This is a genomic window from Humibacter ginsenosidimutans (assembly GCF_007859675.1).
GTDB lineage: Bacteria > Actinomycetota > Actinomycetes > Actinomycetales > Microbacteriaceae > Humibacter > Humibacter ginsenosidimutans.
The window spans coordinates 3,375,091-3,390,360 of record NZ_CP042305.1 but is presented as its reverse complement, the minus strand read 5'-3'; the positions used below and the strand labels follow the sequence as shown (position 1 = coordinate 3,390,360).

Genomic DNA, 15,270 nt, shown 5'->3' with positions numbered 1-15,270 from the left:
CGTCGTCAGCGCGCTCGCCGAGCCAGCACCGCCGCGTGCAGCGCGCTGACCACCTCGCCGTCGTCGAGCGAGACGCCGAGCAGGTCTTCGATGAGCGCGATGCGCTGGTAGAACACCGACCGCGAGAGGTGGCTGGCCGTCGCGGCCCTCGTGCGATTGCCCGGGTAGGCGAGGTAGGCGGTGAGCACCTCGAGCAGGTCGCCCCCGCGGCGCAGGTCGTGCTCGATGAGCGGGGCGAGCATCCTCTCGCTGTGCGCCTGCAGCCGCGGATCGCCGCCGAACGAGTTGAGCAGTCGCAGCAGCGGCCGGTCCTCGACGCGCACGATCATCGGTCCTCGCCGCTTGTGCTCGTCGCGCGGAACGAGCAGCTCGGTCGCCTGCTCGACCGAGGCCATGAGGCCGGGGATGCCGTCGGCATCCGCCCCCACGGCCACGGTCACCTCCGCGCTTCCCGCGTCCGCAGCCCCCGCCAGGGCGCTCGCGAAGGCGAGCAGCACCGCGTCCGAGAGCCGAGCACCGCGCGGCAGGGATGCCACGACCACGCTCGTGCCTGCATCCAGCGACGGGTGCGCCGCGGTGATCGCCGGAACGCCGAGTTCGCTCGCCGCGGATGCCGCGGCCGCCGCCCCCTTCGCGCTGCCGCGCGCCCGCACCGCGAGTCCGACCAACGTGCGGCCCGTCACCGGCACCCCGCTCGCCTCCAGTCGATCGGCGAACGAGGCGTCGCCGGTGAACCGTCGGCCGAGCAGCGCGGTGATCATGCGCTCGTGGCTGGTGCGCGTCCACTCGTCGGCCCCGCGATCGGCGAGTCTGCCGAGGGCGAGCGCGATCGCTGCCTGCTCGAGCACGTTCGTGCGGCCGGCGAGGTGGGGACGGCCGGGCAGCGCGATGAGGTGGCCCCAGCGCATGCCGCGTGCCTCGACGGGAACGATGGTCCAGTCGCCGGGGCGGGCGACGGCATCCCGTGCAGCGCTGTCTGCCGCCCTGTCGTGCGCTTCCCTGGAGCGCTGCTCCCAATCGTGCAGCACGCGCGAGTCGTCTCCCATCGCCTCCACGGCGATCACGCGGTGGGTGAGGTCTTCGAGCACCGTCGGCGTGCCGAGCACTCGGGCGACTTGGGAGACGATGTAGTCGGCAGGGCTCCCCCGCAGGCTCAGCTGCGTGAACAGCGCGTGGATCTCGTCCCTTGCCCGCAACGCCGCCATCTGATCGGCGATGATGCGCGAGTGCACAGCCTCGGTGATCGCCACGAACCGGGCCTCGCGATGCAGCACGATGAACGGCAGCCCGAGCCGCTCAGCGGCATCCGCGAACGCCTTCGGCGGTTCGGCGAAGCGGTGGCCGAGTTCCAGCACGACACCGGCGATCGAGGCGTCGACGAGGTGGGCTGCGAAGTCGCGCAGGGCGGGGGCATCCGTCGGCCAGCCGACACCGGTGGAGAGGATGAGCTCGCCTCCGCTCACGAGGTGCGTCACGGCCGCCGTCTCGCTGACGTGCACCCAGCGCACCGAGCGGTCCAGCGCCTCGGCCCCTGTGATCACCTCGGGCGCGGCGCTGACGAGCTCTTCGAGCCGCAGCACCTCGCGGATGGTCGGCAGCACGGCCTGGCGGGAGACCGCCTGCCGTTTGGCGGCGCGGTCGAGGTCGGGATGCGCCGGGTGGGTCGTCGAGCCGGCGCTGTCGCCATCCGGACGTTCTGTGCGACCCTCGACGAAGCTGTGACGTTCTGGCACGTCTCTGGTTTCCACTTCTCTGTGAACATGGGACACGTCAGAATAACCTGCCATCCGTCGAATCGTCCGGATGGTCCAGGTCGAGCCCCACGAGAAGACCCCCGAGAGGACCAGCCATGGCCTTGATCCGCCACGTCGTCAACGGCGCCGCTTTCGGCGAGCCCGAGCGCACCGCCGATGTCTACAACCCCGCGACCGGCCAGGTTCAGCATCAGGTGATCATGGCGAGTGATGCGGATGCCGCCGCGGCGATCGCCGCCGCCAAGGCCGCGCTCCCCGGATGGCGGGCCACGAGCCTCACGAAACGCGCCGACGTGCTGTTCCGTCTGCGCCACCTGCTGGCCGAGAACAAGGACGAGCTGGCCGCGATCATCACGAGCGAGCACGGCAAGGTGCTTTCCGACGCCGCGGGCGAGGTCGCGCGCGGTCTTGAGAACGTGGAGTTCGCCTCCGGCCTCATCCAGCACCTCAAGGGGGACTACAGCGAGCAGATCTCCACCGGCGTCGACGTGCACAGCGTCAAGCAGCCGGTGGGCGTCGTCGGCTGCATCACGCCGTTCAACTTTCCCGTGATGGTGCCCCTGTGGATGATCGCCAGCGCCATCGCATGCGGCAACACCGTGGTGCTCAAGCCGAGCGAGAAGGACCCGTCGGCATCCGTATTCCTCGCCAGGCTGTTCAGCGAGGCGGGGCTGCCCGACGGCGTGCTCAACGTGCTGCACGGCGACAAGCCGGCGGTGGATGCCCTGCTCGACTCCCCCGACGTCGCCGCCATCAGCTTCGTCGGCTCCACCCCGATCGCGAAGTCGATCTACGAGCGCGCAGCCGCGAACGGCAAGCGCGTGCAGGCACTCGGCGGTGCGAAGAACCACATGGTCGTGCTGCCCGACGCGGACATCGACGCGGCGGCGGATGCCGCCGTCTCGGCTGCCTACGGCTCCGCCGGCGAGCGCTGCATGGCCGTCAGCGTGCTGGTCGCCGTGGGCGACGCGGGAGACAAGCTGATCCCGGCCATCCAGAAGCGCATCGACGACCTCGTGATCGGCGACGGAACGGATGCCGCCAGCGGCATGGGCCCGCTCGTCACCGCACAGCACCGCGAGAAGGTGCTCTCCTACGTGACGGGCGCCGCGGCCGAGGGCTCGACGGTCGTCGTCGACGGCTCGCAGAAGCAGTTCGATGGCGACGGGTTCTTCATCGGCGCCACTCTGCTCGACAACGTTCCGCTCGAGTCGTCGACGTACCGCGACGAGATCTTCGGACCGGTGCTGTCGGTCGTGCGCGTCGACACCCTGCGCGAGGCGATCGACGTGATCAACGCCAACGAGTACGGCAACGGCGTGGCGATCTTCACACGTGATGGCGGAGCCGCGCGCGAGTTCGAGTTCGACATCGAGGTCGGCATGGTCGGCGTGAACGTGCCGATCCCCGTGCCGGTCGGATCGTTCTCCTTCGGCGGCTGGAAGAAGTCGCTGTTCGGCGATTCGCACATCTACGGCCCCGAGTCCTTCCACTTCTACACGCGCTCCAAGGTGGTCACGAGCCGCTGGCCGGAGCCCGCCACCTCGAAGGTGGAGCTCGCGTTCCCCGGAAACCACGAGTAGGCCGCCGAGCGCCAGGCGAAGGACACCGAGATGACCATCACCGAGAACACCACAGGCACCTGCACCGGGTACACCGACCGCACCGGCGCGTTCCACGCGTTCGGCGACGTGGCCGCCGAACAGCAGGTGCGCGCCGACGACCGCGGCCACGTCTTCCATTCGTGGAGCGCGCAGGCGCAGATCAACCCGCTGCCGATCGCGGCGGGCGAGGGCTCGACGTTCTGGGACTACGACGGCAACGCGTACCTCGACTTCAGCTCGCAGCTGGTGAACCTCAACCTCGGCCACCAGCATCCCGATCTGGTGCGCGCCATTCAGGAGCAGGCCGGTCGTCTCGCGACCATCCAGCCGTCGATGGCCAACGATGTGCGCGGCGAGCTCGCCCGACGCATCGCCGAGGTCGCTCCCGGTGACCTGAACAGCGTCTTCTTCACCAACGGCGGCGCGGATGCCAACGAGAACGCCGTGCGCATGGCCCGCCGCTACACCGGCAAGCACAAGGTGCTGTCGATGTACCGCTCCTACCACGGCAACACCAACACGGCCATCGCGCTCACCGGCGACCCGCGGCGCTGGGCCAACCAGCCGTACGCCGACGGCGGGGTCGTGCATTTCTTCGGCCCGTACCCGTACCGCAGCGAGTTCCACTCCGACTCGCCCGAGCAGGAGGCCCAGCGTGCGCTCGAGCACCTCGAGCACGTGATCGCGCTCGAGGGGCCGGCGACCATCGCGGGCATCCTCATCGAGACGGTCGTCGGCACCAACGGCGTGCTCGTGCCGCCGCCCGGATATCTGCACGGCGTGCGTGAGCTGTGCGACAAGTACGGCATCGTGTACATCGCCGACGAGGTGATGGTGGGCTTCGGCCGCATCGGCGAGTGGTTCGCGGTGGATGCCTACGGCGTCGTGCCCGACCTCATCACCTTCGCGAAGGGCGTCAACTCCGGCTACGTGCCGCTTGGCGGCGTGATCATCTCGGATGCCATCGCGCACTTCTTCGACGACGTCTCGTTCCAGGGCGGGCTCACCTACTCCGGGCACCCGCTGGCGTGCGCCGCGGGTGTGGCGACGTTCGAGGTGTTCGAGCGCGACGGCATCCTCGAGCACGTGCGCGACCTCGGGGCGCGGGTGGTCGAGCCGACTCTGAACGGCTGGCTCGCGACGCACCCGTCGGTCGGCGACGTGCGCGGCCAGGGTCTGTTCTGGGCGCTCGAGCTGGTGCGCGACCGTGAGACGCACGAGCCGCTCGTGCCGTTCAACGCGAGCGGGGCGGATGCCGCACCCATGAACGAGGTCGCCGCGGCCTGCAAGGCGGCCGGCGTGTGGCCCTTCACGCACTTCAACCGCATGCACGTGGCACCGCCGCTCGTGATCACCGAGGACGAGCTGCGCCGCGGCCTCGACGCCTACGACGCCGCCCTCACGGTCGCGGATCGGTACGCCTCCGCAAGCTGAGGAGCACCGCGAAGCGGCGCGTCTCGAATCCCGGACGCCTTCAGCCGGCAGGTTTCGAGACGCGCGCCTTCGGCGCGCTCCTCAACCAGCAGCTCCGCGTCAGGCGTCACCGCTAGCGTGAGCGCATGGCGGGCATCAGGTACGAGTTCGAGTCCACGCTGTTCCCCTGGGCGGCGCGGCGCGAGCTCTGGGTGTTCGCCCGCCTGCCGCATGACGTCTCGGCGGAGATCCACGATGCGCCGCACCCGCCCGCCGGATTCAACTCGGTGAAGGTCGTCGCCACGCTCGGATCATCACGCTGGTCGACGTCGATCTTCCCCGAGGGCGACGGCACGTTCGTGCTCGCCATCAAGAAGTCGATTCGTCTGCGCGAGGGCGTCGACCTCGGCGACACCGTGCGCATGGCCGTCGAGACGATGCTGTAGGGCTCGAGCACCCCGCCACGACCGGCCCATCCTCGCACCTCGAATCGGCCGACCGCCCAACTCACCCGTTCTGGACCTGTCGAGCTGTTCAGGAGCCGCGAATCATGGTAGGGCGGGCTGCCCCAGAGCGAGGAGACAACGTGACGAGCGCGAACACGGACATCACGACAGAACAGTCCAAGGCGGGCAAGCTCAGCCTCCCCGCGCTCACGGCCATGGTCGTCGGGTCGATGGTGGGCGCCGGCGTCTTCCAACTGCCCGCGCGGTTCGCCAGCCAGACCGGCGTCTACGGGGCACTCATCGCGTGGGCCGTCGCGGGCCTCGGGATGCTCACTCTCGCGCTCGTCTTCCAGACCCTCGCCAACCGCAAGCCCAAGCTCGACAACGGCGTGTACGTCTACGCGCGCGAGGGCTTCGGCATCTACCCCGGCTTCCTCTCCGCGGTGGGGTACTGGGGATCGGCGTGCGCGGGCAACGCCTTCTACTGGGTGCTGATCATGACCACGATCAGCCAGCTCTTCCCGGGCCTCAAGCCCGCGCTCGGCGAGGGCGACACCTGGCTCGCGTTCATCATCTCCGCGGCCGCCGTCTGGGGCTTCTACTTTCTCATCCGCCAGGGCGTGAAGGAGGCGGCGGCGATCAACGCCATCGTCACCGTCGCCAAGCTCGTGCCGCTCGCCCTGTTCCTCGTGCTCGTCATCTTCTTCTTCAAGCCCGACGTGTTCATGGCGAATCTGAGCGGTGGATACGACGTGCCAGGCGGCGACTCGCTCTTCCTGCAGGTGCAGGGCACCATGCTCGTCACTGTCTTCGTCTTCCTCGGCATCGAGGGCGCGAGCGTCTACTCGAGGCACGCGAAGAAACGGTCGGATGTCGGCAAAGCGACGGTCATCGGCTTTCTGTCGGTGCTCGCCCTGTTCGCCTGCGTGTCGATCCTGTCGTACGGAATTCTGCCGAAGGCCGAGATCGCCGACCTGCCGCAGCCGTCCGTCGGAAGCGTGCTCGAGGCCGCGGTCGGGCCATGGGGCGGTGCATTCATCCGCGTCGGACTCATCGTCTCGGTGCTCGGCGCCTACCTGGCCTGGCAGCTGCTTGCCGCCGACGTGGTGTTCGCGGCCGCCACCGACAAGGACATGCCGAAGTACTTCGGCAGGCTGAACAAACACGGCGCCCCGGCGAACGCGGTGCTGTGGACGTCGATCTTCGTCACGGCCATCCTGTTCGCCGTGCAGTTCCTGCACAACGCGCTCGACTTCACGCTCGATCTCACGGCGGCGCTCTCGCTCGCGCCCTACGCACTCGCCAGCGCCTACGCGCTGAAGATCGCCATCAAGCGCGACGGATACGACATCACCAAACCCGACCATCGCACGCGCGACATGGTGATCGCGGCCATCTCCACGGTGTACACGCTCTTCCTCGTGTGGGCGGCGGGGTACGTGTTCATGTTCCTCGCGGGCATCCTCTTGGCGCCGGCGACGCTGCTGTACTACTTCGCCAGGCGCGAGCAGAGACGGGATGCCTCGCCCGGCACCTCCGTGAAGATCTTCACCAAACCCGGCTGGGTGGTCTTCATCGTGCTCGTCGTGTTCGCCATCGTGGGCATCGTGCTGCTGGCGACCGGAGTCGTCGAGCTGGTGCCGCCAGCGCCCGAGGAGTACTTCAACCACTGACGCGGGCGCTCGCTCGGCGGCATCCCGGAACGCCCGCCGCCACGAGCACGACCGCCTACACAGAACCCGACACCGAGACAGGCACAACGCCGAACGAACGATGGGAACGACAATGGGGAATCCGACATACGGCGTGCACTCCGAGGTGGGCAAGCTCAACAAGGTGCTGGTCTGCAGGCCCGGGCTGGCGCACGAACGGCTCACTCCCAGCAACAACGACGAGCTGCTGTTCGACGACGTGCTCTGGGTGCACAACGCCCGCCGCGATCATCAGGACTTCGTGCTCAAGATGGAATCGCGCGGGGTCGAGGTCGTCGAGCTGCACGATCTGCTCGCTGAGACGCTCGGCGTTCCGGGGGCGAAGCAGTGGCTGCTCGACCGCAAGATCACGGCGAACGAGGTGGGCATCGGCTTGATGGCCGACACCCGCGCGTTCCTCGAGTCGCTCGACAACGCGACCCTCGCCGAGTACCTCATCGGCGGTCTCTCGACGCGTGAGCTGCCCAGTGAGTTCCGGCCGCCGTATCTCGCGCTCGCTCGCGAGTCCACGACCGGCGGCGAATACCTGATGCCGCCGCTGCCGAACACGCTCTACACGCGCGACACGACGTGCTGGATCTACGGCGGCCTCACCTTGAACCCCCTCTACTGGCCGGCCCGCCACGACGAGACGCTGCTCATGAAGGCGATCTACGAATTCCACCCCGACTACACGGGCAACACGGTGTGGTGGGGCGACCCCGAGCAGGACTGGGGCAGGGCCACCCTCGAGGGCGGCGACGTGATGCCGATCGGCAACGGAGCGGTGCTCATCGGCATGAGCGAGCGCACGTCGCGCCAGGCCATCACGCAGGTGGCGACGAACCTCTTCGAGGCGGGAGCGGCCACTCGAGTCGTGGCAGCAGGGATGCCCAAGCTCCGGGCCGCGATGCACCTCGACACGGTCTTCACGTTCGCCGACCGCGACCTGGTGACGTATTACCCCGACATCGTCGACGGCATCCAGGCGTTCTCGCTGCGCCCTGCGGACGACGGCGGCGTCGAGGTCACCGAGGAGAAGGACTCGTTCGTCGACGTGGTGGCCGACTCGCTCGGCCTGGCCAAGCTGCGCACGGTCGAGCCGGGCGGCGGCTGGTACGCCGGCGAGCGCCAGCAATGGGACAGCGGCAACAATGCCGTCGCCGTCGAGCCCGGTGTGGTCTTCACGTACGACCGCAACACGCACGTCAACACGCTGCTGCGCAAAGCGGGCGTCGAGGTCATCACGATCGTGGGCGCCGAACTCGGCCGCGGCCGCGGCGGCGGGCACTGCATGACGTGCCCCATCTCGCGCGACGCCGTGGAGTTCTAGGAGCGCGGTTCGCAGGACTCCGTGCCGACGCCTCCAGCGCCACGCGTTCGCTCCGGCGATCGGGCGCGACGCGCCGCAGGAGCTGGCGCACGACCCGTCAGGTCAGTCGCTCGGATTGATCAGGCAGAACGGATGCCCCGCCGGGTCGAGATACACCCGGAACGTGTCCTTGTCGGAGCCCGTCTTCGTGGCGCCGAGTGCGAGGACGGCCTGCTCCGCGGCATCCAGGTCGTCGACCAGCACGTCGATGTGCATCTGCTGCGGCACGTCCTGACCCGGCCACTGCGGCGGCGTGTAGTCGCCGTCGACCTTCTGGAAGGCGAGCAGCGGGCGCGCATCGGGCCCGGATGCGAGCATGACCCAGTCATCCTCCTGCTCGACGACGCGCATCGGCAGCAGCTCCTCGTAGAAGCGCGCGAGCGACAGCGGTTCCGGACAATCGATGACGACAACGTCCCATGTTCCGATCATGCGCGCCACGGTAGTCGCGACCGCCGACAGCCGGTGTGGTCACCTCCTGTCGCCGAAAAAGGCAGATCGTTACCGCAAATGCCGCCCTTAGGTCAGATGCCACTGTTGCCCGTGCCCTGATTGATGATGAAGCCACTTCCGTTGTTATGCAATACGCCGTCGGCGGCGGCGCTGATTGTGGTGTCGCTGACGGAGAGCTGCCCGCCGACGCCCGCGATGTCGATGCCGTAGGTGCCGGCGCCGCTGATCGCGTCACCCGCGAGGGTGAGGTTCGTGATCTGCTTGCCGCCCATCAGGAAGATGCCCTGGTAGGTGCTGTCGTAGATCGTGTTGTCGGTGAGCTGGATCGGCTGGGTGAGGTCGGACTGGTCGGCATAGATCCAGATGCCGCCGAGGTCGGTGCCGAATTCCGCGTTGTACGAGCCGGTGCGCTCGAGCGTGTTGCCGGTCACCGTCGTGGTGCCGTCGAACGCCTGCCCGAATCGGCTGCTGACCGTGATGCCGGCGCCGTAGGCGACGGTGTCGGTGACGAGGTTGCCGCTGACGGTGTTGTCGCCGCCGCCGTAGACGCCGATCCCGTTGGCCTGGATGACGTTCGAGACGGTGTCGTCCTGCAGCGTGCAGCCGGTGACGTCGCCGCCTTCGGTGTCCAGGGCGAGGCCGTCGTCTCCGGTGTTGCGGACATCCGACTGCTCGGCGGTCGTGTTGCTGGTGCCGCCGTTGAAGTGGATGCCGTCGGCGAAGACGTCACGCACCCTCGCGCCGGTGATGGTCAGTCCGCTGGTGGGACCGTCCGTCCAGATCCCGACCTTGGTGTGTTCGATCCACACGTCGCTGATGGTCGACCCGGCGCTGAAGCTCCCCTCGATGCCTGCGGCGCCCGAGTTGTCGTTCCTGCTGGTCTGGTCGCCGAAGACGGACAGGTCGGCGATGCTGTTCACGCCCCCGTTGGCGTAGAGACCTCCTGAGCCGTTCTCGGAGGTGGACTGGATCGTGGTGTACCACTCGCCCGCTCCCTTGATGGCGACGCCGGAGAATCCGATCCGACCGGAGATGTCGTAGGTGCCGGCGGGGAACCACAGGCCGGTCCCCGTGCCGGACAGCGCGGCGAGAGCGTTGTTGATCGCCGACGTGTCGTCCGCACCGTTGCTCGGCGTGACGCCGTAGTCGGTGATCGACGTGTAGCCGAACGGCATGCTGCCCGCCGGAGCGACCTCCTCGGTGTCGACGAGATCGATTGTGTACGACGCCGCGGTGTCGGCGGCATCCTTCTGCAGCTTGATGACGGTGCCCGCGGGCTGTTCGCCGATCAGGGCCCTGGTCTCGTCGTAGAAGTGGTGCGCGGCCCCGGTGCTCGGCGAGTGGGTGTCGTTGTAGCCATCCCCGTACAGCCAGGAGTACTTCGTCGTGAGGGACAGGTCCGTCACCTTCGTGCCGCCGGCGTACACCGCCAGCGGAGCCCTCGCGGTCGACCCGTCGGTGTTGTCCGGGATGGAGTAGCGCACGACGATCGAGTTCGCCGCGTGCTGCAGCGCGAAGGAGACGTATTGCCCGGTGCCGGTCAGCTGCACGGCGCTGCGGCCCGTGGACTCGGAGGCGAGGCTCGGATAGCTCGTGCTCGCGGTCAGCACGGTGCCGGTGGTCGTCTGCTGCGAAGCGACGTACTCGTCATACGGCACGCTGGCACCGGCATCCGTGCTCGGCGGTGACGTCGGCGGCGTCGAGTCCACGGGGGTCACGGTCAACGAATCGAGGTTGACGTTCCCGTTGTCGCCGCTGCCGTACGAGTACGCGACCGTGTGGTCGGCGGCCGAGAGCGAGACGGTGGTCGTCTGAGTCGCCCAGGTGTTCCAGTCGGCCGTGGCCGGCAACGAGATCTGCTGAGCCGACCCGTCCACGTTCAGGGTCAGCGTTCGCGTCGAACCGGTGCCGTTCGCATACCGCAATGCCAACTGCTGGTCGCCGGCCGTGTCGATCGAGACGGCGAACGTGGTGGTGGCGGTGCCCGCGTTCGCATCCGTGTACCCGCCGACGAACCCGGTTCCCGAGTACCCGGTGTGGTCGGACTGCACGACCGCGCCACCGGAGAGCGCCGCATCCTCTGCCTCGAACAGCGGACCGGTGGATGCCGGCGGTGGCGTCGAGCCGGAGCCGCCCACCGCCGTCACGTCGAGGTAGTCGAGGTTGACGTTTCCGTTGTCGCCGCTGCCGTAGGAGTAGGACACCGTGTGGCTGCCGGCGGACAGGGTGACCGTGGTGGTCTGTGTCGCCCAGGTGTCCCAGTCGGCCGTGGCCGGCAACGAGATCTGCTGCGCAGTGCCGTCCACCGTCAGGGTCAGCGTCCGTGTCGAACCCGTGCCGTCCGAATAGCCCAGCGCGAGCGTGTAGGGAGCCGGCCGCCGCAGCCGACACGGAGAACGCCGTGCTCGCTGCACCCTTGTCCGCATCGGTGTATCCGCCCACGAACCCGGTGCCGGAATAGCCGGTGTGATCCGATTGCACGAGAGCGCCGCCAGAGAGTGTCGCGTTCTCGGCCTCGTAGCGGGTCGAGTCGGCGGCGTGGGCTGGTCCGGGATGGAGGAAGCAGAGCGATACGACGGCGGCGGCCGCCAGGATGACACCTGCCCTTCGGAGCCTCTTTCGTCGGAGGCCGCGAGCGGGCCGGTACTCGATGGCCGGCACGGACTGATCGATCATGATTCCTCCGTTCTTCCTCACAGCGCAATGCGCGGAGGGCCCCGGTGGCGCGGTGGAACCAAGGATGCATCGTCATCGAGGCAGACACGTTTAGCGATATACTTAACCAGTAATACCATCGGTCTGAAGCGTCGGCAATACCCAAAGCAGATCGTCGCCACCCATGACGTTCCAGTTGCGCCCAGCGCGAATGTGCGTTACGGTCTGCGCGCCATAACTTTAACGCTATTCTTCAATGTCGAAGGGATATCGCGATGCGATCTGGACCCCTACTCTCGCGAACCGGAGCCGCGGTGTTCGCCGTGGCGGCGATCACGCTCGCCGGACTCAGTACTCCCGCGTGGGCGAGCATCCCCGCCCACGAATCCGGCCCACACACCCCTGCGACGCCCACCAGCGTCGCGGGGACGGCGCGGCATTCCCTCCCGGACAACGCAGGCGCCCCCGTTCCTTTCCGCGAATATCAGGCCGAAGACGCTCGGACGAACGGCACGGTGATCGGAGCGAGCACGGACTTCACCGATCTGGCCGCCGAGGCGTCCGGACGTCGCGCCGTCCGGCTCTCCCATCGTGGTCAGTATGTGGCGTTCACGCTGGCCAAGGCGGCTAACGCGGTGGACGTGCGGTACGCGATCCCGGACTCCGCGGACGGCGCCGGGCTGGAGGCGAAGCTGGGCGTGTACGTCGACGGGCACGCGGCACCGTCCCTGTCGCTGACTTCCGCATACTCGGATGTCTACGGCGTGTATCCGTTCACGAACGACCCGAGCGACGGCGGCGACCACCACTACTTCGACGACGTCCGCGCCGCATTCGGCCGCACGCTTCCGGCCGGCACGGTCGTCAAGCTCCAGGTGGACGCGGGCGACACGGCATCCTGGTACGTCATCGACACGGCCGACTTCGAGTCCGTCCCCGCACCGCTCGCCGCACCCGCGGGTGCCATCGATGCCACGAACGCGACGTACGGTGCGGACCCGACCGGTGCCAATGATTCGACCGCCGCGATCCAGCGCGCCATCGACGCCGCGGCGGCCACCGATGGCACCGTCTACCTGCCCGCGGGCACCTACACGGTGAGCGGGCAGCTCGACGTCGACCACGTCTCCGTCGTCGGTGCCGGCCCCTGGTACACGACGATCAGCGGCAACGACGCCGGATTCACCGGCGGCCAGAACCCGTCCAGCAGCGACGTGCACCTCTCGCACCTCGCCGTGTTCGGCGATGACCGCGTGCGCGACGACGCCAACACACAGGACACCGGCATCTCCGGCGGCTTCTCCGACTCCACCGTCACCGACGTGTGGATCCAGCACACCAAGGTCGGGGTCTGGATCGACGGACCGACCTCGAATCTGAAACTGGATGGGCTGCGCATCCAGGACACGATGGCCGACGGCATCAACCTCGCCGGCGGCGTCACCGATTCCATCGTGACGAACACGTTCGTGCGCAACACCGGCGACGACGGCATGGCCATGTGGTCCACCGGCAGCGCAGACACCGGCAACGTGTTCTCGCACGACACCGTCTCCGTTCCGGTGCTCGCCAACGCCTACGCCATCTACGGCGGCAGCGACAACACCATCTCCGACGACATCGCCGCCGACACGGTCACGCAGGGCGGCGGCATCCATGTCGGGAACCGCTTCGGCGCCGTACCCCTGGCCGGAACCACGAAGGTCGACGGCAACGTGCTCGTCAGCACTGGCGACGTCGTGCCGGGCGCACCCACCGACATCGCGAGCATCTGGCTGTACGCGCAGGACGAGGCGATGACCGGCACCGTCGACATCACCGGCAACACGATTCTGGATGCCCCGTACACCGCCCTGCAGTTCTACGGCGACAGCATCACGAACGTGACCGTGGACGGGCTACTCATCAGCAGGCCGGGATCCTTCCCCCTCCAGCTGCAGGCGCCCGGCTCGGCGACGCTGTCCCATGTGGTCGCCACCGGCGTGCGAACGGCAGGGACGTACGACTGCCGGAGCGGCTTCCGGATCGTGGACGGCGGCGGCAACGCGGGGCTGCGCGGCACTCACTGCGGCTTCCCGCCGAACGATCTGCTGACGCCCAGCACGAGCGAGATCGACTTCGGCGACCACGATCTCGGCACCACCGCGTCCCGGCAGTTCACGCTGGGCAACGAGGGTCCTGACACGGTCGTGATCACCGGGATCCACGCGCCAAAGGGATATGCGACGACGGGCTCCTGCACGCGCATCCGCCCACACGGCACATGCACCGTCACCGTCACCTTCTCCCCCACCAGCGCGGGAAACTACGCCGGACAGATCAGCATCGACAGCACCTCGCCGGCCGGCCCGTACACCGTCACCCTCACCGGCGTCGGCTTCGACCCGAACGGGGATCTGGCGCTGGGTCAGACGGTCACTGCATCCTCGAGCACACCAGGGTTCCCCGCCTCCCAGGCCGTCGACGGCAACGCCGATACGTACTGGGAGAGCGTGGACGGCACCTTCCCGCAGACACTCACCGTGGACCTCGGGGAGTCGCGCTCGATCGACCGAGTCACACTGCAGCTGCCCGCCAACTGGGGTGCACGCACGGAGAGCGGCTCGATCCTCACCAGCGCGGATGGGACCCACTTCACCACCGTGGCCTCCGGCGACTTCGTGCTGGATCCCGACAGCGGGAACGTCGCCACGATCACCTTCGCCCGCACGGACGCCCGCTACGTCCAGCTGCAGGTGACCGGCAACACCGGATGGGACGCGGCGCAAATCTCCGAGCTCGGAGTCTGGGCGAACTGACGCCCTACACCCGGGGGTTCGCATCGAAAGATGGGAACCCCCGGTTCCGTCCCCGCCGTTCGCGAAGAGCCACGGGCAGGCTCGCCCGACGGCCGATCGCCGCCACCTGACCCGGGGTCCGTTGTGGTAGGTCGTCAGGCCCGTCGAGCGTTCCAGACGCGTACCGCACCGATGACCGGTGTCAGCGTCGCAGTGCGCGCACGGAACCGCGATCGATCACGTGGGTGTCCACCGTCAGCGGACTGATGTGCTCGGCGAGCTCATCGGGGATGCTGACGATCACGTCCGCGGCGAGCGTGGCCTTGCGTTGGATGTCTTGTGCGACGGTGCTCAGCCTGGGTGCGGTGTGGGTGGAGGGTTCGATGTTGTCGAAGCCGAGTACGGAGATGTCGTCGGGAACTCGGATCCGCGCCTGAGCGAGGCCGTCCATCAAGCCAGCAGCGAGAGTGTCGGCGAACGCGAACACGGCAGTTGCTCCGGGATGGAGGGCGGGCAGCCGCCGTCCGAGTGAGACGCCCTCGAGATAGGTCGTGCCGGTGGTCACGCAGCGACCGAGGGTGACACCTGGGACCGTGGTGATGGCTTGAGTGAATCCGCGTTCCCTGGCGGACGCAACGCCCGACCCACCCGGCGACGGCCCTACCAGCAGCATGTCGCGATGTCCATAGGTCGCCAGAAGCGTCGCCGCGTGGCCGCCGCCCGAGAAGTCGTCGGCGCGCACAATGGTCAGCGCGGAGGACTCTGCATAGCTGTCGACGGCGATGAGCGGCTTCGCCCCGGGAGGCAGTGCCTCGAGCTCGTCATCCCTAAATCCCAGGAGCACTGCAGCACCCTGCACCCTCTTCAGCTGCGCCGCGAGCTCGCCGGGCCCTGCGACTCCGCGCAACACGAGATACTGACCTCGGCTCCGCAGCTCACGCTCAAGGGCGCCGAGGAAGACGCCGTGATGTGCAGCGAGGGGAATGGTCGCCGACTCGTCGACGGGCACGAGCAGTGTGACCTGATCGGTCGCGGACTCGTGGGTCCTTTCGTTCGTCCCTTTCGGCATCGGCTGCCTCGTGGTTCTTCGGGCTTCTTCTGCGAC

General features: G+C 68.2%; 10 protein-coding genes. 6 read left to right on the top strand and 4 right to left on the bottom strand.

Annotated elements, in window-relative coordinates:
- Window positions 1–5 precede the first annotated feature (5 nt).
- Window positions 6–1,733, bottom strand: coding sequence for a PucR family transcriptional regulator (locus tag FPZ11_RS15645; RefSeq protein ID WP_246846300.1), 1,728 nt, complete (start codon window positions 1,731–1,733; stop codon window positions 6–8).
- A 116-nt stretch (window positions 1,734–1,849) separates the two neighbouring features.
- On the opposite strand from FPZ11_RS15645, the gene FPZ11_RS15640 reads away from it, so the two are divergent.
- The 5 genes from FPZ11_RS15640 (at window position 1,850) to FPZ11_RS15620 (ending at window position 8,241) form a co-directional block, all read left to right on the top strand.
- Window positions 1,850–3,337 carry a CoA-acylating methylmalonate-semialdehyde dehydrogenase gene (locus FPZ11_RS15640; RefSeq protein ID WP_146322015.1) on the top strand — a complete coding sequence of 496 codons (1,488 nt, stop codon included), beginning with the start codon at window positions 1,850–1,852 and terminating at the stop codon, window positions 3,335–3,337.
- 30 nt (window positions 3,338–3,367) lie between these two features.
- Window positions 3,368–4,792, top strand: coding sequence for an aspartate aminotransferase family protein (locus tag FPZ11_RS15635; RefSeq protein WP_146322014.1), 1,425 nt, complete (start codon window positions 3,368–3,370; stop codon window positions 4,790–4,792).
- Window positions 4,793–4,917: 125 nt separating this feature from the next.
- Window positions 4,918–5,217, top strand: a complete 300-nt coding sequence (locus FPZ11_RS15630; protein ID WP_146322013.1) for a DUF1905 domain-containing protein — start codon at window positions 4,918–4,920, stop codon at window positions 5,215–5,217.
- A gap of 140 nt (window positions 5,218–5,357) precedes the next feature.
- Window positions 5,358–6,890: a basic amino acid/polyamine antiporter gene (locus FPZ11_RS15625; protein WP_246846299.1), complete on the top strand. Its 1,533-nt coding sequence runs from the start codon at window positions 5,358–5,360 to the stop codon at window positions 6,888–6,890.
- Window positions 6,891–7,002: 112 nt separating this feature from the next.
- Window positions 7,003–8,241, top strand: coding sequence for an arginine deiminase (locus FPZ11_RS15620; protein ID WP_246846298.1), 1,239 nt, complete (start codon window positions 7,003–7,005; stop codon window positions 8,239–8,241).
- Window positions 8,242–8,343: 102 nt separating this feature from the next.
- On the opposite strand, the gene FPZ11_RS15615 is transcribed toward FPZ11_RS15620, so the two are convergent.
- Window positions 8,344–8,712 (bottom strand): VOC family protein, encoded by a 369-nt coding sequence (locus tag FPZ11_RS15615; RefSeq protein WP_146322010.1) that lies wholly within the window; start codon window positions 8,710–8,712, stop codon window positions 8,344–8,346.
- 92 nt (window positions 8,713–8,804) lie between these two features.
- Window positions 8,805–11,159 (bottom strand): right-handed parallel beta-helix repeat-containing protein, encoded by a 2,355-nt coding sequence (locus FPZ11_RS15610; protein ID WP_246846297.1) that lies wholly within the window; start codon window positions 11,157–11,159, stop codon window positions 8,805–8,807.
- Window positions 11,160–11,663: 504 nt separating this feature from the next.
- On the opposite strand from FPZ11_RS15610, the gene FPZ11_RS15605 reads away from it, so the two are divergent.
- Complete coding sequence (locus FPZ11_RS15605; RefSeq protein ID WP_146322009.1) at window positions 11,664–14,186, top strand: discoidin domain-containing protein; 2,523 nt, start codon at window positions 11,664–11,666, stop codon at window positions 14,184–14,186.
- 181 nt (window positions 14,187–14,367) lie between these two features.
- Here FPZ11_RS15605 and FPZ11_RS15600 read toward each other — a convergent pair whose 3' ends face one another.
- The gene (locus FPZ11_RS15600) at window positions 14,368–15,234 is read right to left on the bottom strand and encodes a LacI family DNA-binding transcriptional regulator (protein WP_146322008.1); all 867 of its coding nucleotides are present in this window, start codon (window positions 15,232–15,234) and stop codon (window positions 14,368–14,370) included.
- Between the last annotated feature and the right edge of the window lie 36 nt (window positions 15,235–15,270).